At 38.3% G+C, this 20,678-nt stretch carries 17 protein-coding genes; 10 read left to right on the top strand and 7 right to left on the bottom strand.

What is annotated here, in order from left to right; all coding sequences use genetic code 11:
- Positions 1-455: 455 nt before the first annotated feature.
- Positions 456-2,000 (bottom strand): methyl-accepting chemotaxis protein, encoded by a 1,545-nt coding sequence (locus tag F9U64_RS14050; protein ID WP_194287379.1) that lies wholly within the window; start codon positions 1,998-2,000, stop codon positions 456-458.
- Positions 2,001-2,278: 278 nt separating this feature from the next.
- Here F9U64_RS14050 and F9U64_RS14045 point away from each other — a divergent pair, with 278 nt between their 5' ends.
- Complete coding sequence (locus F9U64_RS14045; RefSeq protein ID WP_153404801.1) at positions 2,279-2,998, top strand: 3-ketoacyl-ACP reductase; 720 nt, start codon at positions 2,279-2,281, stop codon at positions 2,996-2,998.
- Positions 2,999-3,183: 185 nt separating this feature from the next.
- Here F9U64_RS14045 and F9U64_RS14040 read toward each other — a convergent pair whose 3' ends face one another.
- On the bottom strand, positions 3,184-3,810 hold the full coding sequence (locus F9U64_RS14040; RefSeq protein ID WP_153404799.1) for a flavodoxin family protein: 627 nt from the start codon (positions 3,808-3,810) through the stop codon (positions 3,184-3,186).
- 388 nt (positions 3,811-4,198) lie between these two features.
- On the opposite strand from F9U64_RS14040, the gene F9U64_RS14035 reads away from it, so the two are divergent.
- The gene (locus tag F9U64_RS14035; RefSeq protein ID WP_153404796.1) at positions 4,199-5,044 is read left to right on the top strand and encodes an alpha/beta hydrolase; all 846 of its coding nucleotides are present in this window, start codon (positions 4,199-4,201) and stop codon (positions 5,042-5,044) included.
- A gap of 128 nt (positions 5,045-5,172) precedes the next feature.
- Here F9U64_RS14035 and F9U64_RS14030 read toward each other — a convergent pair whose 3' ends face one another.
- Positions 5,173-6,927 (bottom strand): alpha-glycosidase, encoded by a 1,755-nt coding sequence (locus F9U64_RS14030; RefSeq protein WP_153404793.1) that lies wholly within the window; start codon positions 6,925-6,927, stop codon positions 5,173-5,175.
- Positions 6,928-7,240: 313 nt separating this feature from the next.
- Between F9U64_RS14030 and F9U64_RS14025 the strand changes: the two genes are divergently transcribed.
- From F9U64_RS14025 to F9U64_RS14005, 5 genes are all read left to right on the top strand, one after another.
- Positions 7,241-8,533 carry a sugar ABC transporter substrate-binding protein gene (locus F9U64_RS14025; RefSeq protein WP_153404790.1) on the top strand — a complete coding sequence of 431 codons (1,293 nt, stop codon included), beginning with the start codon at positions 7,241-7,243 and terminating at the stop codon, positions 8,531-8,533.
- Positions 8,534-8,652: 119 nt separating this feature from the next.
- On the top strand, positions 8,653-9,900 hold the full coding sequence (locus F9U64_RS14020) for a carbohydrate ABC transporter permease (protein WP_153404980.1): 1,248 nt from the start codon (positions 8,653-8,655) through the stop codon (positions 9,898-9,900).
- Positions 9,901-9,905: 5 nt separating this feature from the next.
- Complete coding sequence (locus tag F9U64_RS14015) at positions 9,906-10,748, top strand: sugar ABC transporter permease (RefSeq protein WP_153404977.1); 843 nt, start codon at positions 9,906-9,908, stop codon at positions 10,746-10,748.
- Between the two features lie 130 nt (positions 10,749-10,878).
- Complete coding sequence (locus F9U64_RS14010; protein WP_153404787.1) at positions 10,879-11,904, top strand: LacI family DNA-binding transcriptional regulator; 1,026 nt, start codon at positions 10,879-10,881, stop codon at positions 11,902-11,904.
- A gap of 242 nt (positions 11,905-12,146) precedes the next feature.
- Positions 12,147-13,817: a glycoside hydrolase family 13 protein gene (locus F9U64_RS14005; protein WP_153404784.1), complete on the top strand. Its 1,671-nt coding sequence runs from the start codon at positions 12,147-12,149 to the stop codon at positions 13,815-13,817.
- A 104-nt stretch (positions 13,818-13,921) separates the two neighbouring features.
- Here the strand turns inward: F9U64_RS14005 and F9U64_RS14000 are convergent, their stop codons facing one another.
- A complete protein-coding gene (locus tag F9U64_RS14000; protein ID WP_153404781.1) occupies positions 13,922-14,068 on the bottom strand; it encodes a BH0509 family protein in 147 nt (48 codons plus the stop codon).
- Positions 14,069-14,714: 646 nt separating this feature from the next.
- A complete protein-coding gene (locus F9U64_RS13995; RefSeq protein WP_153404778.1) occupies positions 14,715-14,924 on the bottom strand; it encodes a hypothetical protein in 210 nt (69 codons plus the stop codon).
- A 256-nt stretch (positions 14,925-15,180) separates the two neighbouring features.
- Between F9U64_RS13995 and F9U64_RS13990 the strand changes: the two genes are divergently transcribed.
- Positions 15,181-17,112, top strand: a complete 1,932-nt coding sequence (locus F9U64_RS13990) for a fructose-1,6-bisphosphatase (RefSeq protein WP_153404776.1) — start codon at positions 15,181-15,183, stop codon at positions 17,110-17,112.
- Positions 17,113-17,343: 231 nt separating this feature from the next.
- A complete protein-coding gene (locus F9U64_RS13985) occupies positions 17,344-18,285 on the top strand; it encodes an NADP-dependent oxidoreductase (protein ID WP_153404773.1) in 942 nt (313 codons plus the stop codon).
- A gap of 71 nt (positions 18,286-18,356) precedes the next feature.
- On the opposite strand, the gene F9U64_RS13980 is transcribed toward F9U64_RS13985, so the two are convergent.
- The gene (locus F9U64_RS13980; protein ID WP_153404771.1) at positions 18,357-18,698 is read right to left on the bottom strand and encodes a DoxX family protein; all 342 of its coding nucleotides are present in this window, start codon (positions 18,696-18,698) and stop codon (positions 18,357-18,359) included.
- 147 nt (positions 18,699-18,845) lie between these two features.
- Between F9U64_RS13980 and F9U64_RS13975 the strand changes: the two genes are divergently transcribed.
- On the top strand, positions 18,846-19,223 hold the full coding sequence (locus F9U64_RS13975) for a hypothetical protein (RefSeq protein ID WP_228275730.1): 378 nt from the start codon (positions 18,846-18,848) through the stop codon (positions 19,221-19,223).
- Positions 19,224-19,270: 47 nt separating this feature from the next.
- Here F9U64_RS13975 and F9U64_RS13970 read toward each other — a convergent pair whose 3' ends face one another.
- Positions 19,271-20,518: an oligosaccharide MFS transporter gene (locus tag F9U64_RS13970; RefSeq protein WP_153404768.1), complete on the bottom strand. Its 1,248-nt coding sequence runs from the start codon at positions 20,516-20,518 to the stop codon at positions 19,271-19,273.
- Positions 20,519-20,678: the final 160 nt, after the last annotated feature.

Here is a 20,678-nt window from a genome sequence, read left to right as displayed (position 1 = left end):
TTTATTATACCATAATACGATAAACAGTAATGTGCCAAAACGGACCATCTCACTCTATTAAAACAATCCATTTACCAGAGGACGTAAGCAGAGCTGTATAATAATCATCTCTCCTTTAAAGCGTTAGTCAATAGAACGAAGTCTTATCCCTTATGTATCCCGTTAAATTCTTGTTCAAACTGCTCAATATAGAATGTTCAACAAGGAAGCTTTACAAAATTGAGAAAAAATTGTTGATTGATATTCAGCATATATAGTTGTTTTCAATTATGACTGTCCCGAATCAACCAAGTGATGAAGCACAATATTTACTTGTTATGATCAAGATGCAAATGAATATCTGTTATGGAAAGAAGGGAAGACAGATAGTAGAGATGAGTTAGAGGAGTTCCGGCTGGTGTGTGAATGAGTACCCTGCCGGACCTTAATCCTTGATACAGCATATCAGGAGAATTCTACTTCATTTCACTTCTTAGCGTCAAAATCACACCCTCTAACTCTGTCGTTAACTTGTTCAACTTTTGCGAAATGTCGAATGCTGCTTCTGATACTTCATGCTGCTGATTGGCAAATTGGATTCCTTCCTTTGTACCTGAAAATGAAGCATGTGCTGATTCAGTTATCTGCTGAATGGATGAATTTACGTGTGAAGATGACTTTGCTAATTCTTCGGTAATCAAGGATACACTTTGTACCTGTGCTGCTACATTGTTTGCTGTTGCTGAAATATGGGTGAAAACTTCATTGGACTTCTCGGCAATCTTTAGACCTTCTGATGTGGAACTCTTCACATTTTTCATGGAATCAGCAGATTGATCTGTTTCTGATAAAATTGTCTGGATTAGTTTAGAAATCTCCTTTGAGGAGTGTAAAGATTGTTCCGCAAGTTTCCTAACCTCATCAGCGACCACTGCAAATCCTTTTCCGGACTCCCCAGCTCTGGCTGCTTCGATTGATGCATTTAAAGCCAGTAAATTTGTCTGATCTGCGATGTCGGAAATGATACTGATAATTCCTTCAATAGATTGAGAATGCTGCAGCAGTTCTTTGATTTTTTCATAAGAAAGATCAACATCATTATTTATTTCTTCTATTTGATGTAACAATTGTTTAATCAATTCACTTCCGTTGTGAGCCGCTTCTGCAGAAATAGTGGTATTCTCTGCAACAGTACGGGCGGTGATATGAATATTGTTCATCCCATCATTGATCTGAGTAATGGTGTTCCTGTTCTCCTGCATTATGTTCAGCTGCTGCTCTATCTTTGAGGAGACATCTGATATCACACTTGTTAATTTGCCACTTTCATGATAGGAGTTCTTTGTATTAATGGAAAGTGTATCAGATACTGATGAGATTTGCTCTGTTGTAGTTGAAAGCCTGCCCACAATCTCCTCAATTATAATTGTACGCTGGTTCTCTTGTTTCTCCTGATAATATGTTTCAATCTTCTTCCCGCTGAATATTTGCCAGCTGACAGCACTTGAAGTAAGAATTAGGAAGATAGCATGCCATAAAAACATAGAAAACATGTAACTCTCTACACCGAAAACCACTTCAGGGATAAAGATGAGTCCGATAATATGCTGGGCAGCAAAAATGATGGTCATCATAAAAATTAGCCTAATATTCTGATAATATCCTGCGGCAGCGACCACCATAAATATACTAAAGTGGAATTCAACTCTTCCGCTTCCCCCTGATATGATGCTAATACTCGCAAATGCCAGCGCTAGTACCAGTATATACGGAATAAAAGAATGATTGGTATTATTGCGATATAAAATAAGACTTAGCAAGTACAGGACGATCGGAATAACAAGAAGTATTGTAAGGATTTCCCCATATTGGGCCTCAATTTCCGTTGCAGGAACAAAATCGCCACTTGTATGTGAAAAATCAAACAAATGAAACTTTCTGCCTAATAAATTCACTAAAACAGCAAGTAAAATAACAGCACCAGCAACCCAGTGCATCAGTGTATTTCTTTCCTTTTTCATCATCTTCCCCTTTCTCTCTCAAACTTTATCTTTTTCCTAATTGTAATGATATTAGTAATCTATTGCAAGGTAATTTGAACTATCACACTGTTTTTATAATCCTTAATTGTCATATATTATAAATACAAATACTCATTTAGTTATAGCAGGGGAAATCAATGTTTATTTTGGGCTATGCTGTACAAAACTGCTAGAGTTCAGTCATAATTTTTGACTTAAATTTCGATTTTGTTAGATAATATTGCTGATACGATACATATCGGAGGGAGTTTTACAAATTGGCACAATCATTACAAGGTAAGGTGGCGTTAGTTACTGGTGCAGGGAAAGGTATTGGCCGTTCAACTGCAATTGCATTAGCAAAAGAAGGGGTAAATGTTGGTTTGCTTGCACGTTCGGAGCAGGACTTGCAAATTGTGGCTAAAGAAGTAGAAGAATTGGGTGTGAAAGCAGCTTATGCAACCGCAGATGTATCTTCAATTGATCAGGTGAATGCAGCTGTTGAAAAATTGCAAGACACACTAGGTACGACAGACATCCTAATCAATAATGCCGGAGTAGGAAAATTCGGCAAGTTCCTGGACCTTTCACCAGAAGAATGGAAAAATATTATTGATATCAATTTAATGGGTGTTTACTATGTTACTCGTGCTGTCCTGCCGCAATTGATCGACAAAAATGGCGGAGATATTATTAACATTTCTTCCACTGCAGGGCAAAAAGGTGCCCCTGTAACAAGTGCGTACAGTGCTTCTAAGTTTGGAGTGCTTGGTCTGACAGAATCACTTGCATTAGAAGTACGTAAACATAATATCCGTGTGTCTGCTCTTACTCCAAGTACTGTCGCAACAGAGTTAGCTTACAAGGAAAATTTGACTGATGGAAACCCGGAAAAAGTCATGCAGCCAGAAGACTTAGCAGAATTTATCATCGCCCAGTTAAAATTGCATCCAAGAGTATTTATTAAATCTGCTGGTTTATGGTCAACAAATCCGTAAGAAGAAATAAAATCTCCAGCTCACAAGAGGCGGGGAATTTTTTATCCTCGGCTGTTTATCAAATAAAAACCTATAAGTCTTAGCTAAAGATAGATCAGAAGTACAAATTTTATAGAAGAGCAAAAACAGACTTCCAGAGCGGGGAGTCTGTTTTTTTACAGCATTTTGATTAGAGGATCTTCTGTTTACTCCTGTACATTCCCTTCAGCAGGAATAGGGTTTTCCTTGAAAATCCTCGCAAGATGAAGTGTATTATATGCAAGCATTTCTACATGCTGTTTTGTAAACGAGTTTTCTTCTCCTTCTCCTTCCATATAGGAAGGCCCAGGTCCGGCTTCCCCAACCCAGTACGTATCCACATTTGGCGGGATAACAAACCCAATGTGCGAAAGACCATACAAAATAGAGCCTGCTGCATGTTTGGCACCATCTTCATTTCCAGTCACCACAACCCCGCCAACTTTATTATAAAAGATGGATTGTCCTTTCTCATTTGTTTCACTGCTGCTGCCATATAATCGTTCAATTGCCAATGTAGCCAGACTGCTTTTTTCGCCTAGCCAGATTGGTGTACCGATAATAAGAATGTCCGCTTCCTTTACTTTTTCGAAAATTTTGGGCCATTCATCTCCATCTCCCATATCAGGACTAATTCCCAGTGAGATATTATAATCCGCCAGCCTGATGGTCTCTATTTCAGCCTGTTCCTTTGAAAGGATTGCTAAAACTTCATCTGCCAGCGCCTGTGTATTAGAGGATTCAGAAGATTTTTTTAATGAAGTGTTCAAAAATAATGCTTTAATTGGTTTCATGTTATCACTCTCCTTAATGAACATTTTCCTCGTTCGGGATATTTTAAACATTGTATGATTAACTGGAGTACACAAGTATAGTTCTTTCATTTTAACCAATGCTAACAGCAAGGCAAGAACACAATCCTTTCACAAAAAAATAACACAAAATCAAGTTTATAATTTTATCAAGAAGGGAAAATATATTTTGTCTATCACACATCCCAAGTGTGTTAAAAAGAACGGAACATGAACCACTTAACCGTTGTATATGAAAAGTTCTTCGTTAACCAATCTTCAGCCTTTCCAATCGTCCTGGCTATTTAAGAACATTGCCATTCGTTTCAACAAATAGTGATTACTGAATATAATAATTCAATAATTTATCAAGATAAGTGGAGGAATCACCATGCACGCAAGTAACTATATCCAGTCACCAGATGGTCTTAGCCTTTTCTGCCAGACCTGGTCACCTTCTAAGCCAAAAGCCGTTATTATCATTGTTCATGGTACAGGAGAGCATTCGGGCAGGTATCAGCTTTTTAGTGAACAGTGTGTGAAAGGAGATATTGCTGTCGTTGCTCCTGACTTAAGAGGCTTTGGCCAATCAGAGGGTGTGCGGGGGCATATCAATAATTTTCAGGAATATATAGATGATCTGCATAGACTGATTCAAAGGGTATCAACTAACTTTAATGATTTGCCGATTTTCTTATTTGGCCACAGTCTAGGTGGTTTAGTGGTAATACGCTACAGCCAAATTTATCCCACTGAGACAAAAGGTATTATCTTATCAGCACCTGCATTGGCATTGCGACTGAAAATTCCTTTAATCGCCAAAAAGGCAATCGACCTGTCATCAAGGTTCATACCGGCATTTTCAATTAATCCGATGAAATGGCAGTCTGTTATCAGAAAGATGGGGCAATTGGGACCATACATACCTCAGCCGAAAGCCCTTCAGTATGATCCGCATATGACGGCAGAGATTACTCCGAAATGGTTAGCGGAACTGCTGCGAAATGGAATGAGTGCATTAACAGACGCCGCTTCCTTTCGCAATCCAGTCCTTTGTGTGTATGACAAGAGAGACCCAATTGTTCAGCCTGTTATCATTCAGGACTTTTTAGACAAATTAGAAGTACTTGACAAGAAATGGTTATCATTCAATGATGGTTTTCATCATCTGTTGCACCCTGAATATTATCGGAAGACAATTGCTGATATTGTGAAGTGGATGGATCAGAGGGTGTAGGGTATGTAAAAATTCAGTCCAGCGCTAACTGTCTGTCACCCTAAACGAAGAGTATCGAGTTCACGAAGATGTTGAGTGGGGGATATAAGAACCCCCACTAATCAAAATCTCATTTTATATTGTTTTTCTTACAAGATTCTAAAACAATAATAACCGTATGGTTCCAAATTAACGACAGTGTCTTCCTCAAAGGTAACTCGATTATTCGTGATTAATTCTTTCGTTGTTTTGTTTTCTAACTCACTTACCGACACTTTACTGCTTTTTTCACTGTTATTTAATACAAATATAATTTGCTCATCTTGAGTGGATTTTTTATAAACAATCGTATTTGTCAGGCTATCTGCTGACAGAAAACGAAAGCTCCCCTTGTTGCCGAAAGCAGGGACTGTTCTGCGTAAGTGAATGAGATGTTTAACAAAATCAAAAAGCTGACGATCTTGTTGATCTTTCTCCCATACCATACATGCCCGGCAACCAGGATCCTCATCACCAGCCATGCCAACTTCATCTCCATAATAAATGCAAGGAGTTCCGATGAATGACAATTGAAACAGGTATAATAATTTTACTCGTTGACGGTTATTGTTGGCCAATGTCAGAATTCTTGGAGTGTCATGGCTATCCAGTAAATTAAACGAAACTTCATTCACATTGGCTGGGTACATATGCAACACATCTGTCAGTATATTGACAAAGTCATTTGCATTTATTGCTTGTTTGGCAAAGAATTCAATGGCACCATTTGTGAATGGATAATTCATTACGGCATCAAATTGATCCCCTTGCAGCCATGGCATTGAGTCATGCCAGATTTCCCCTAAAATATAGGCATCAGGTTTAGCAGACTTTACTACCTCTCTGAAGTCGCGCCAAAATACATGATCTACTTCATTGGCAACATCTAATCTCCAGCCGTCAATATCAAATTCCTCGATCCAGTAGCGCGCTGCCTCCAATAAGTAGTTACGAACTTCCACATTAGCAGTATTTAGCTTTGGCATGCTTGGGACAAATCCGAATGTATCATAATTAGGTACATCTTCTGTTTCTAAAGGGAACTCCCAAAGGTGAAACCAATCTTTATATTCTGATCGTTCCTGCTTCTCTAAAACATCTTGAAAAGGCATGAAATAATAGCCGCTATGATTAAAAACCGCATCAAGCATTACTCTAATGCCGCGGTTGTGACATGCTTTTATTAAATTGCGAAAAGTTTCTTTATCACCAAACTGTGGGTCAATCTCCATATAATCAATGGTGTCATACTTGTGATTGGAATATGCTTTAAAGATTGGTGTAAAGTAAATGCCGGTGATGCCGAGTTCTACAAGATGATCTAAATGATCAATCACTCCTTGAAAGTCCCCGCCAAAGAAATTATCAGTGGCAGGTTTTGTGCTGGCCCATGGTAATGTCCCTTCTGGGTCGTTGGAGGAGTCTCCATTTCCAAATCGCTCAGGGAAAATTTGATACCAGACTGTATCCTTTACCCATGCTGGTGCCTGAAAAACATCCTGAGCGTGTAAGTATGGGAAACAGAAAAATGGCGCGCTGTCATTAGGGGGTTCTTTATAAAAACCTCTTTCTGTGTAAGTCCAGTTTTCCGTTTTGCTGACACATCTGAATCCATATCTCATCCTGCGGTATTCTGGTTTAATGGCGACAAACCAATAATCATGAAGTTCTGTTGATCCGGATTTTTCCATGCTGACAGCGTTACTTAGCCAGCTTCCGTTCTCCCATTGGTATGGGTCCCCATATATTAAATCAATGGAGAGCAGGTCATCCCTGCCGGATTGAATGATAATGTGTAGTGTCTCTTCGTCATATGCATAGGCAAAATTATTTTTGGGACGATGATAAATTGCTGCTTTGTTCATTATAATCCTCCTTTTATGTACAAACGATTGCACAATGATATAGAAAGTTTTAGCGATAATTGTTGAAAAATAGATATTTTCGGTCTTTCGGCAGGATAGATTTTCAGTGATCTGGAATCTATTATAACAAACTTATATGAAATTGTAAGCGATAACTTTATTATTAATACTTGATTTATAAAATTTTACGAACTTTTAATTTTTATGGTTGCCAAATGATAGAGGGGTATGTATAATAATAATCATCAAATGCGCAAACGTTTTCGCAAAATGCGCAAAATAAATACAATATAATATATTGGGAGGTTATTAGATGAAAAGAAAGATAGCATTTCTATTTGGATTAATGATTATTATTGGGATGTTGGCAGCATGTGGGCCTGAAGAGACTCAACCAACAAGTGAGACAGAAGGGTCTAATACAGAGCAGGGTGGAGAAGAGTCAGGAATGCCTGAAAAGCCTGAAAAGCTGACAATCTGGGTAAACGCGGAAGAGAAACAAGAGGAAGCAGTAAAACAAATTACAGCAAAGTATACAGAAGAAACAGGTATTGAAGTGGAAGCGATTCCGATTAACATGTTAGACCAAATTGAAAAGTTAGATGTGGAAGGACCTGTTGGAAACGGACCAGATATTATTTTCCAGCCGCACGATCGTATTGGTGACTTAGTATTACGCGGGCTTGTTGATCCGGTAAACTTAGGTGATAAAGCGTCAGAGTATACAGAGACTGCAGTGAACGCAGTGACTTATGATGGAGAAGCGTGGGGTTATCCAGCTGTAACAGAAACATATGCATTATTCTATAACAAATCATTAATCGAGGAAGCACCAGCTACAATGGACGAGTTAATGCAAATTGCTGAAGAGCATACTGTTCCTGGTGAGGACAAATACGGTTTCCTGATGGAAGCAGCAAACTTCTATTTCAGCTATCCATTCTTCTCTGGTAACGGAGCATACGTATTTAAGAATGAAAACGGAAACTATGATATTAATGATATCGGTTTAAATAATGAAGGTGCAGTAGAAGGTGGTAAGTTAATTCAGTCTTGGTATGAAAACGGTTATATTCCGCAGGATTTAACTCCGGACATTATGAATGGTTTATTTAAAGAAGGAAAAGTAGCTGCAGTAATTAATGGTCCATGGATGGTAAGAGAATATGCAGATGCATTGGGCGAAGATCTGGTAGCTGCGCCGCTTCCTGTCCTTGAGAACGGTGAAAATCCTAAGTCGTTTGTAGGTGTGAAGGCATATTTGCTTTCTTATTACTCAGAAAACAAAGAGTGGGCAGAGGATTTAATGGCTTATATTACTAACAAGGAAAATTCAATGACTTATTACGAAGTAGCAGGTGAAATGCCGACACGTGTAGATTCCATTGATGACCCATTAATCGCAGATGATCCAATCTACTCTGCATTTGCTGAACAAGCAATATTTGGTGAGCCAATGCCGTCTGTTCCGGCTGTACAACAAATTTGGGATCCGATCAATAATGGCCTTTCCTTTATCTCGAAAGGCGAGCCTGTAGAACCTGTATTAGATGAGGCTGTTCAAATTATAAAAGATAATATTTCCGCTTCGGGAGTTAATCAGTAAAAAGAAAAAATGATATATGGGGAGTATCACTTTCCATATATCATTTTTATCTAAGGAGGGAACAGGTTGTGGCAACTAACAAAGAGAATGACAAATTCAAACTTAGTAAACCTCGAAATATGGCAACATTATTGTCTATTGTCGTTCCGGGTTTAGGGCAAATCTACAATAGACGGATTGTCAAAGGGATATTAATCTTTACTATTATATTGTCTTTTCTTATCACTACATGGAATTACCTTGACATCGGTTTATGGGGGCTCTTTACATTAGGTACAATTGAAAGAGAACATCATTCAATTCAATTATTAATCCAAGGTTTAATATCGTTGATCGTATTATTTTTCTTAGTAGCGATTTATTTATTTAATATAAGGGATGCAAGGAAAGATGCCATTGCAAGAGAAGAAGGAAGACCTAATCCCACCTTATTTAGAGGTTTTTTGGATTTTTATAATGGTGGATTTCCCTACTTTTTAATATTACCAGGTTTTATTATGCTCTTGTTTATCGTTGTATTGCCATTAGCATTTATGCTGGGTCTGGCTTTTACGGATTATAATCAGTATAATGCGCCGCCTAGAAACTTGTTGAGTTGGGTCGGTTTTGATAACTTTGTCAATCTGGTAAATGTGGATATATGGAAAGATACATTCATGAGCGTATTCACATGGACAATCGTATGGACAGTGGTTGCGACTACACTGCAAATTGTTCTTGGTCTGTTTTTAGCTATATTAGTGAATGATAAGCGAATTAAATTCAAGCGAACAATCCGTACTGTGCTGATCTTACCATGGGCAGTGCCGGCATTTGTATCGATTTTAATTTTCTCCGCATTATTTAATCCAACGTTCGGTGCGATTAACAGAGATATTTTAAGTCAATTTGATGTCATGATCCCGTGGTTATCTGACCCGTTCTGGGCGAAGATTGCGATTATTATGATTCAAACATGGTTAGGATTCCCGTTTGTTTTCGCATTATTTACCGGTGTTTTACAAAGTGTTCCATCCGATATGTATGAAGCAGCTGATGTCGATGGAGGATCAAGGTGGCAGAAGTTTCGTTTTATCACATTGCCGCATGTCTTGTTTGCGACAGCGCCACTATTAATCATGCAATATGCGCAAAATTTTAATAACTTTAATATTATCTATCTATTTAATGAAGGTAACCCGCCGGTCCGGGGGCAGAACGCCGGAGGAACCGATATTTTGATTTCGTGGGTATATAAATTAACGTTTGAAACGAACAACTATAACATGGCAGCAGCCATTACGATTATAATGGGTCTTGTTATTTCTGTTTTTGCATTTTTCCAATTCAGAAAAACTGCTGCATTTAAAGAGGAGGGGCGTTACTAATGGCGATGAAAGCAAAAACAAAATCAAAGATCGAAGTAACGTTCATATATTTATTCTTTCTGGTAATGTTTATCATTATTGCCTATCCATTATTATGGACGATTATGATGAGTTTAAATCCAGGTTCGAACATGCTTGTGACGAAATTGATACCAGATAACCCAACTTTAGAACATTATAAATGGTTATTTACCGATCCGAACAGTGATTATCTGACATGGTATAAAAACAGCCTTGGTGTAGCAGTTGCCAATGCATTAGGTTCCATTGTATTAACATCATTAATTGCCTACGCATTTTCAAGGTATAAATTTGTTGGTAAGAAATATGGATTATATATGTTCTTATTGTTACAAATGTTCCCGGCACTGATGGGGATGGTTGCTTTATATATTCTATTAACAACGATTGGATTAACAGACTCTTTAGTAGGTTTAACATTAATTTATTTAGGCGGTCAAATTCCGTTTAATGCATGGCTTGTTAAAGGTTATTTTGATACGATTCCAAAAGAGTTGGATGAGGCAGCTATGATTGATGGTGCAGGGCATTTGCGAATTTTCTGGACAATTATGCTTCCGTTAGCAAAACCGATATTAGCAGTAGTTGCATTGTTTAATTTTATGGCTCCGTTTATGGATTTCTTATTACCGAGAATTGTGTTAACAAGTCCTGAGAAGTATACACTTGCCTTAGGTTTATATAACTTTATCAATGATCAGTTCTCGACCAACTTTACGATATTCGCAGCAGGTGCCATTTTAATTGCAGTACCAATTGCGTTAGTATTCTTGTTATTGCAACGATACCTGATCGGCGGGTTAACTGCCGGGGCAACAAAAGGATAGGTTAGAGATTAGAAGATTGAATAGTGGATGATGTATCTATCAATAGGTATATAAATAAGTAGAAATCTTGTATAATTGTACTAAAAAATTAGGATTGGCTGTATTGAACAGCTATTTGAGGGTGAGAATTGTGGCCGTAACAATTAAAGATGTAGCAAAATTAGCAGGAGTCGCTCCATCCACTGTATCTAGAGTAATAGCAGATAATTCTCGCATCAGTTTGGAGACAAAGAAGAAAGTAAGAAAAGCAATGAAGGATTTGGGCTATCATCCAAATGTAAATGCAAGGAACCTGGCGATACGTTCTACTCAGGCAATCGGTGTAGTAATGCCTTCCTCTACTGACAAGGCTTTACAAAACCCATTTTTCCCTGAGATTTTAAGAGGGATTGGCTCAGTTGCCCATGAAATGGAATATTCCTTATATGTATCAACAGGCGGGACAGAAGAAGAGCAATTTGAAGAAGTAAAACGGATGGTGTTTGGTAACAGAGTAGATGGGATTATCCTTTTGTATTCCCGTGCAAATGATGAAGTAACGAATTTTCTGTTCGAAAAGAATTTTCCTTTTGTCATTGTAGGCAAGCCTTACCGCGATGAAAATCAAATCACCTATGTTGATAATGACAATGTGCGGGCCAGCAGAGAGCTTACCCAGCATCTGATTGATCTTGGACACCAGCATATTGGCTTTATTGGAGGTTCTACAGAGCGTCTGGTAACTGTAGACAGGATGCAGGGGTATGTGTCTGCGTTAAAAGAAGCTGGATTGCCTGACAGGGATGAATACAAGATCCAGACAGAATTTCTGGAGTCTGGCGGTCGTAAAGCGGTAGAAGAGCTTTTTTCTTTAGATCAGCCGCCGACAGGGTTAGTCATAGCGGATGACCTGGTTAGTCTTGGTGTTATCAATATGCTTGAGCAGCTCAATTTTAGTGTGCCTGAGGATATTTCGATCGCTAGTTTTAACAATGTGTATTTATCTGAAATAACAAGGCCGCCATTAACAACGGTAGATATACAGATTTATTTAATGGGTGTGCATGCATCCAAATGTCTTATCGAAAAAGTAAAAATAAAGGATGAGCCTGCAAAAAGAATTATTGTACCTCATTATATAAAGTATCGTCAGTCAACAAAGAAAATAGAGGATTGAGTAACAATAAATTAGATGTCGTCATTACCTGATAAAGTGATTGGGAGAGGATTGCGGTAACTATTTTTCTTATTTACCTTATACTATGGTGTTAGGGTGGATAAGAATCCCGCTGTGTGCAATCGATTGCGCTGACTTTTTGGAAAACTGGAATAATCGTGCAATCGTATTGTGCACCTCTCTTTATTTTGCGAAAAGAAATCTGTCATAAGCGGGGAACGGACAACGAGGAGGAAAACTTGATGAAGAAGATGTGGTGGAAAGAGGCTGTTGCCTATCAAATATATCCACGGAGTTTTATGGATTCCAATGGTGACGGAATCGGTGATCTTCAGGGAGTTATTTCTAAATTAGATTATATTAAAGAGCTGGGGATTGATGTTATATGGATTTGCCCGATTTATCAATCTCCGAATGATGATAATGGTTATGATATTAGTGATTATAAAGGGATCATGGCCGATTTCGGTACAATGGCTGATTTTGATCAACTGCTGGAAGCGGTGCATCAGCGGGGGATGAAACTTATCATGGATTTGGTTATCAATCATACTTCTGATGAACATCCATGGTTCGTTGAAGCCCGCTCTTCTAAAGATAATCCGTACAGAGATTATTATATCTGGCATAAAGGCAAAGAAGACGGATCAGAACCGAATAACTGGGAATCGATCTTCGGAGGTTCGGCATGGGAATATGATGAAAAGACGAAGGAATATTTCATGCACGTATTCTCCCGTAAGCAGCCAGACTTAAACTGGGAAAATGAAAAGGTTCGCAATGAAGTATATGAGATGATTAATTGGTGGCTGGATAAAGGGATTGACGGATTCCGGGTTGATGCCATTTCTCATATTAAAAAAGTACCTGGTTACCCGGATATGCCAAACCCCGAAAAGAAAAAATATGTACCTTCATTTGACGGCCATATGAATCGAGAGGGAATCCAGGCGTTCCTGGAAGAATTAAAAGAAAGAACGTTTAATAAATATGATATTATGACTGTCGGAGAAGCGAATGGTGTTACTATTGAACAAGCAGACGAATGGGTTGGCGAGGAGAATGGGAAATTTAATATGATTTTCCAATTTGAACATCTGGGCTTGTGGGACAACAAAGTTGATGGGGGACTTGATCTTGCCGCATTGAAAGAAACCTTAACAAAATGGCAAAAAGGTTTAGATGGATTAGGGTGGAACGCGCTTTTCCTTGAGAACCATGACCAGCCGCGTTCTGTCTCGACATGGGGAAGTGATGGCGAGCTGTGGGATAAATCTGCCAAAGGTCTGGCAACTTTATATTTCCTCATGCAAGGAACGCCATTTATTTATCAAGGGCAAGAGATTGGAATGACCAATGTCCAATTCGAATCGATTGAAGATTATAATGATGTGGCGATTAAAAATAAATACCGTAATGAGAGAGAAGAAGGGAAAGCGCATGAGGAGATTATGCAAGATATCTGGAAAAGCGGCCGCGATAATTCCCGGACACCGATGCAGTGGAATGATAAGAAAAATGCCGGATTTTCCACTGGAACCCCTTGGCTAAAGGTAAACCCGAATTATCAAACAATCAATGTAGGCAGTCAATTGGACCAGCCAGACTCTATCTACCACTATTATAAGCGTTTAATCGAGCTCAGAAAAGCAGAAGAGACCCTCATTTATGGATCTTATGATTTGATATTGGAAGACGATGAACAGATCTTTGCCTATACTCGTACATTCGATAAGAAAAAAGCATTAATAATGATCAATTTGTTTGAGGAAAATGCAGAGTTCCATTTACCTGAGAACCTGAAGGGTTACACAGCACAACTGGCGTTATCCAACTATGATGTGGTTCATAAAGAATCAATAGCAAAGGTAACACTACAACCGTTTGAAGCAAGGGTTTATCTCCTGGACTGATTAACAGCATGACCAAAAAAAAGTGGAATCTTTTCGTTTCGATAAAAGGTTCCACTTTTTATATTATTCTCAATCTAGAAACAGCGACTGGGTCTTGTCGATTATCACATATAATCATAAACAGATTCTTCGAAATAAAGCCAGTGATAATATTCAATTTGCTCGTCTGTCAAACTATATAAAGTTTCCTTATTAAATTTATTTTTGTCTAGCAGAAGTTGCATTTTGTCATTTCTTTCTATTTGTGTCATATAAAGTCCTCCTCCTAGTGTGAAAGATTGTATATTTTTAAAGCGTTTTCATTTATTGATTTTATTATACATCTATAAATGAGATTATACAAATATCAATTTGAGATTAATTAAACTGTAGTGATAGAAAGTTGTTATGTTTAGGTTATTCATAACAGAGTTTGATTGGAGTGGGAAAGTTTAACCCGTATAAACACAGCTGAAATCACTGCGTTTAGCCGCATGTGATTTACTGCTGTTTATTATAAAATTTCCTATTTGAGGATGGGGCAAATTAGTATGTCCATATTGTAATCCAGACGATTCCATTAGATAATTTAATTTCTCAAAACAAGGACTATCATTCTCTACTTAATTTCAGATACCTGCTTTTGGAAAAGAGGCTCTCAGGTGGAATAGATGATCGTACCTATACTTACCTGAAGTGATGCTGCTTTTACAGGCTGATATTTGTTCCGCTTATTAGTCTAGAAAATCACTAAAAGCTGGGGAAAATACGAAACTCCAGTTGAAGTCGTGTCCACGGAGAGCGAGTGTTTTCCCCAGTGGTGTGCTAGCAATATCTAAATTAGTACATTAGTGAATGAATCGCTTGTTTTTTAATTTTTATTCACTATTTATGTCGTGTCTCAACCTTGTTGTATTCTTACTCACTTGAGAGAACTTTGACGATATATTCATCAAGCTTATCTTCCTTATAGCCATCTAATTGTCTCATTGGGATAACCGTAAATTGGTTTGGATTAGTTCCGCGTACTTCTGCAATCAAATTTTCCTCAAGAAATACTTGAAAGGCAGACTCTGTATTATTAGAGTTGTTAATATCTTTCTTATGAAACTTCAGTACTTCATCCACAGGCTTTCCTCCTTCTAAGAAAATATATGCTTGTTTTAGTTTGACGCATATTCTTCATAATATTTATCTGATAGCAAAAAATCTTTACATTAATAGAGCTATGTTACTTCGAATAAACGCATACTATATAAAGTTATTTTCGTTGTATTTTTTATTTGTGTTGCACTAAATAAGAAATAATTCTAGATATATGTTGTATTTATTGATACAATATAGCGTATAAATAATGGACCGATAACCGAAAGGAGCCCTCAAGTTGAAAACAAAATACTTAGATTTATTAGCTGAGAAATACGATTCCGAAGAAAAAGTCGTAACAGAGATCATCAATCTTGAAGCAATTCTCCATCTGCCAAAAGGAACGGAGCACTTTGTCAGTGACTTACACGGAGAATACCACGCTTTTCAACATGTTCTTCGCAATGGCTCAGGTAAGGTGAAGGAAAAAATCATGGACATCTTTAAAGATAAAATGACAGCACAGGAAATTAATGAATTTGCCACACTTGTCTATTATCCAGAAGACAAAATCAAATTAATTAAAAGTAAATTGACAAATAAAGAAGAATTGCATGATTGGTATCAAAAAGTGATCTGTGACATGATCACACTGATTCCATACGCCTCATCCAAATATACTCGATCTAAGCTGAGAAAAGCATTGCCCGAGCAATTTGTTTTTGTTATTGAAGAATTGCTCTATAAATCAGATAAATATTCCAACAAGAAAACATACTATGAACAAATTCTGGAGCAGATTATTACACTCGGCCAGTCTGATAAGCTGATTACAGGGCTTGCTTACACGATTCAGCGCCTGATTGTTGATCATCTTCATGTTGTTGGGGATATTTATGACCGTGGCCCTGACCCTGATAAAATTATGGACACACTCATAAATTATCATTCGCTTGACATCCAGTGGGGCAATCATGATGTGCTCTGGCTTGGTGCCTATGCCGGATCAAAAGTTTGCCTTGCCAATATTATCCGGATTTGTGCCCGATATAATAATCTGGATATTATTGAAGATGCTTATGGCATTAATCTTCGCCCATTGCTTACATTGGCGGAAAAATATTATGATGATAATCCGGCTTTCCGTCCGAAAGAGCATAAAGACAGACCATTATCCGGACATGAAGCCTTGCAGATTACCAAAATTCATCAGGCAATTGCCATGATTCAATTTAAATTAGAAAGCCCGATTATCAAACGGCGCGACTTTTTTAACATGGAAGACCGCTTAGTGCTTGAGAAAATTGATTATGAAAAAAATGAGATTACAGTTTACGGCAAAACATATCCGCTGGAAAATACCTGTTTTGCCACAATGGTTCCTTCTGACCCGGCGAAATTGTTAGCGGAAGAAGAGGAGGTTATCAATAAATTATTAGTCTCTGTCCAGCATTCAGAGAAACTGGCCCGCCATATGAAGTTTTTAATGAAAAAAGGAAATCTGTATTTACCATACAACGGAAACTTGCTTATTCATGGCTGTATTCCGCTTAATGAAGATGGTGAACTGGAACAGATGGAGATTGAAGGAAAAGTATACAAAGGGCGCGCGCTGCTGGATCTGTTTGAATCCTATTTGCGTTATGCCTTTTCTCATCGTGAGGAGACAGATGATCTGGCAACAGATATGGTGTGGTATTTATGGACGGGAGAGTATTCGTCCTTATTCGGAAAACGTGCCATGACAACATTTGAACGATATTTTATCAAAGATAAAGCATCCCATAAAGAAGTAAAAAATCATTATTATTATTTAAGAGAGAATGAGGAGGTCTGCCGCAGAATTTTGGAGGAGTTCGATTTGGATCCTGACCATGGGCACATTATTAATGGTCATACCCCTGTTAAAGAAGTGGAGGGTGAGAACCCGATTAAAGCAAACAGCAAAATGATTGTCATTGACGGCGGTTTTTCCAAAGCTTATCAATCCACAACAGGAATTGCCGGCTATACCTTGCTTTATAATTCATTCGGCATGCAGCTTGTCGCACACCAGCATTTTAATTCAAAAGACGAAGTGATCCATAACGGAGCAGATGTCCTTTCCGTCAGACGCGTTGTTGATAAGGAAATGGAACGGAAAAAAGTTGGTGAAACCAATGTTGGGAAGGAACTGCAGCAAGAAATTTCAATGTTGAAGAAACTGATGGAATATCGTTATATGCATTAAACTAGAAAGCATGCCTTTGAGGTGTTCTTTTTCTTTTTTTGATCGATGGTAGATGGCATAGGTTTAATGGAGAGTCCATAGCATCAAAACACCGCACTTCCAGCCAAGCGGCATTCACTCGGTATCCAACATAGTATAAGCATTTTGGTATTTGCCGAGAACATTTTGTGGTAATAATAACAATAGATAGTGCTTTAGATAACACTAATTCTTTAAAGGGAGTGAACGGAAATGCAAACAAAAGCAGTCATCATTAATCAATATGGCAACAAGGAAGTATTAGAAGAAGGCACAGTGACATTACCGGAACTTGGTGAACACCAGGTGCTTGTTCGGGAAAAAGCTACATCCATTAATCCGATTGATTGGAAACTTCGTGAGGGATATTTGAAGCAAATGTTTGATTGGGAATTTCCGATTATTCTAGGCTGGGATGTTGCCGGGATTATCGAAAAGACAGGTTCAGCGGTAACTGATTGGAAAGTAGGAGATGAAGTGTTTTCCAGACCTGATACGACAAAGCTTGGAACATATGCAGAATACACCATTGTAGATGACCATTTATTAGCGAAGAAACCTGCCAACATTTCATTTGCGGAAGCAGCAGCAGTGCCGCTTGCTGGATTGACTGCATATCAGGCATTATTTGATCATGGTAAGCTGGAAAAAGGACAAAAGGTACTCATTCATGCAGGTGCCGGTGGTGTTGGCTCATTTGCAATTCAATTAGCAAAAGAAGCCGGTGCATACGTTTATACTACAGCTAGTCCGAAAAATCATGATTTGCTTCAAACATTGGGAGCGGATGAAGTGATTGATTATCATACAACAGATATTAAAGATGTATTAAAAGATATCGACCTGGTTTTCGATACTATTGGCGGTGAAACGCAAAATGACAGTTTTGAGGTTTTGAAAGAAAATGGGCGTCTGATCTCCATCGTCGGTGAACCAGACCAAGATAAAGCAAAAGAAAAGAATGCGGAAGCAAAAGGTATTTGGCTTCAGCCGGATGGCAATCAGCTCAGCAAGTTGGCTGATTTACTGGAAAAAGGTAAAATGAAAAGCATTGTTGGCAGCACTTTTCCACTTTCCCGAAAAGGTGTATATGATGCCCATGCATTAAGTGAAACACATCATGCAGCAGGGAAAATTGTTATCAGTATTGATTAACACCCAATACCCAATAGTCAGCAGCCATGCTGACTATTGGGTATTTCTGAACATACACCAGTCCAGAGGGATTATTTTTTCCAGAGAATATACAACAAAATTAACATCACGATATCCAACCGTGCTTCAAAAGCAAACTGAAAAAAGCCGTTGTGAAGCAGAGGGATTTTGGTAAGCAGAAGTGCAGCAATCATAATAGCTAACAATGGCATTGCTGCTTTTCTCACATAATAATTACATACGATCAGAATGCCGCACACCAATTCAGTTATTGCGACAATCAATACAACAACATCAGGATAAGGTAACCCGTAGCTGGCGAAAGCACTAGTTAAGTCTGCAACAAATAATTTCATCATGGCAGAAGCGATGAAAACATAGCCTACAGCATAACGAATGAGCTGATTATGCATAGAACAGCCTCCTTCCTTTTTTCTAATATGTATGCGAAGGGGAGGACAACCTATGCCAATAATATCTTAAGAAATTCATGATAAAAATAACGAAACCCTCTTAATAATCTGACGTATATATGAACAAAAGGATGGAGGGGGGGTATAGTGGCTTTATTATCGATGGTTGTTGCTATTATCTTTGTCGGCATTTCTGTTTTTCAAATCCTGCTTGCATGCGGTTATCCTTTAGGTGAATTTGCTTTGGGCGGATATTATAAAGTGTTGCCAGTGAAACTTCGAGTGGTAAGCGGGGTCAACGCACTTGTACTGTTGATTTTTGCGGTTGTTCTTTTGTTGCATTCTAATATTATCAGCGGCATTGATCTTATTTCTGTGAAGATACTTATTTGGGGAATTACAGTCTTTCTGGGGATAAATACTATCGCTAATCTGATTTCCCGAAGTAAGAAGGAGCGGTATGTGATGACGCCGTTGTCTTTCCTTACCTTTGTTTTGTGCTTATATCTTTCCATAGCAAGTTAATAAAAAAATGGAACCCTGTTATCAGAGTCCCATTTTTTTTTGCCTGACTAAGCAGCAGACAGATTCTTTTTCTTCGTATAATAACTTTCGCTTCTCATAATCAAAGCACCTGCAATGACGAAGGTCAGCACGAATACAGATAGTGCGATATATCCGTTCTGGAATCCGATTTCGCTATATAATAATCCCATTACATAGGAGAAGACCGTGATTCCAACCTGTTTCGAAAAGTTAAACCCTAGCATATAAACAGTTGCAGATAAACGAACATCAAATACACCAGTAATATATTTCATAATGGAGACAAGCATTAATGGCATCTCCACCGCCGCCAAAAGTTTCCAAAATGCCAGCAACCAGACTTCTGTTAGAAAAGCAGATCCGAGAATTCGGATAAACAGAACAACCCCTGCCAGAATAAGACCGTTTTTCGCGCCAATTTTATTGATGAACCATGGTGCGATAACCATAAAGCCTGCTTCCATGAAAATCTGTACAGAAGTGATTCGGCTAAATACTAATTCTCCCTGAGATTCATCAGTAAAAAAGCTGGCAAAATAGTTCGGGAATTGCTGATCAAAAACATCAAACATTGTAGCAATACCGATCATCATAATTGCGAAACCCCAAAAACTGCGATTCTTAAATACTTGGAGAATGTTTTCCTTAGTAACTGGTTCTTCAGCTTCTTTTTCTGCAGAAGCATTTGGCTCATCTGCTGTATTTTTGACACGAAGAGTCCATAAGAGTACCCCAAGTAAAACTGCTGAAACTGTACATGCCCAGAATATGCTGTATGGGTTTCGAACAAACATAATACCACCGATAAATGCAGCGGTACCACCAGCAAGTGAACCGAATAAACGTACATGTCCGTACTCATAATTGCTTGCACGTGATGAGCGCTCGATATATGCCTCTACGACCCCGACCCCGCCATTTAAACATAAGCTTAGGTAGGCGCCACCAATGATTGCGCCGAATATTGCGTTCGTTTCAAGTAATGGTATAAAAGCATATTGGACAAAAGGACCAATAAATAATAGACATAGTACAACAAATCCAAATAAATATTTTTTCAAGCCAAGTTTATCTTGGATAATTCCATATATCGGCTCAAGAATCAAGGCGGTAATAGCCATTGCTGAGAATACCAGACCAGCTACACTTGTGCTGAGTTCTGCGACATTATTTAACCAGAATGGCAGGAAGGCAAATATTAATGCCCAAATCATAAAGTAAAAATAATACATGCCCCCGAAGTTCCAAAATTTTAGTTGTTTTAAATTATTCATGTGTATACCTTCTTTCTCTTATAGAGCGTGTTCAAAAAGCCAACAAATGATAAGCGCTGAATCTCTTCGTTGGTTTGCGAGTCCGCTTCTCCCGTAGTCAAAGCCTAGGTTCCGATGCTCCTCGCTGTACCGCCTCAAGTTTCTTGCTTTTAATTTGCCG

Origin of the sequence: Gracilibacillus oryzae, from assembly GCF_009498735.1 — a bacterium.
In the GTDB taxonomy this organism is placed as follows: domain Bacteria; phylum Bacillota; class Bacilli; order Bacillales; family Amphibacillaceae; genus Gracilibacillus; species Gracilibacillus oryzae.
The sequence above is the reverse complement of the archived record's forward strand: the minus strand, read 5'-3'. Positions and strand labels throughout refer to the sequence as shown.

What these genes read in the sequence shown, in the direction of transcription:
- F9U64_RS14000 (WP_153404781.1), bottom strand. Translation starts at nt 14,068, where the DNA reads ATGACACAAATAGAAAGAAATGACAAAATGCAACTTCTGCTAGACAAA.
- F9U64_RS14040 (WP_153404799.1), bottom strand. Translation starts at nt 3,810, where the DNA reads ATGAAACCAATTAAAGCATTATTTTTGAACACTTCATTAAAAAAATCT.
- F9U64_RS13970 (WP_153404768.1), bottom strand. Translation starts at nt 20,518, where the DNA reads ATGAATAATTTAAAACAACTAAAATTTTGGAACTTCGGGGGCATGTAT.
- F9U64_RS14015 (WP_153404977.1), top strand. Translation starts at nt 9,906, where the DNA reads ATGAAAGCAAAAACAAAATCAAAGATCGAAGTAACGTTCATATATTTA.
- F9U64_RS13985 (WP_153404773.1), top strand. Translation starts at nt 17,344, where the DNA reads ATGCAAACAAAAGCAGTCATCATTAATCAATATGGCAACAAGGAAGTA.
- F9U64_RS14030 (WP_153404793.1), bottom strand. Translation starts at nt 6,927, where the DNA reads ATGAACAAAGCAGCAATTTATCATCGTCCCAAAAATAATTTTGCCTAT.
- F9U64_RS13980 (WP_153404771.1), bottom strand. Translation starts at nt 18,698, where the DNA reads ATGCATAATCAGCTCATTCGTTATGCTGTAGGCTATGTTTTCATCGCT.
- F9U64_RS14025 (WP_153404790.1), top strand. Translation starts at nt 7,241, where the DNA reads ATGAAAAGAAAGATAGCATTTCTATTTGGATTAATGATTATTATTGGG.
- F9U64_RS14035 (WP_153404796.1), top strand. Translation starts at nt 4,199, where the DNA reads ATGCACGCAAGTAACTATATCCAGTCACCAGATGGTCTTAGCCTTTTC.
- F9U64_RS14020 (WP_153404980.1), top strand. Translation starts at nt 8,653, where the DNA reads ATGGCAACATTATTGTCTATTGTCGTTCCGGGTTTAGGGCAAATCTAC.
- F9U64_RS14005 (WP_153404784.1), top strand. Translation starts at nt 12,147, where the DNA reads ATGAAGAAGATGTGGTGGAAAGAGGCTGTTGCCTATCAAATATATCCA.
- F9U64_RS14050 (WP_194287379.1), bottom strand. Translation starts at nt 2,000, where the DNA reads ATGAAAAAGGAAAGAAATACACTGATGCACTGGGTTGCTGGTGCTGTT.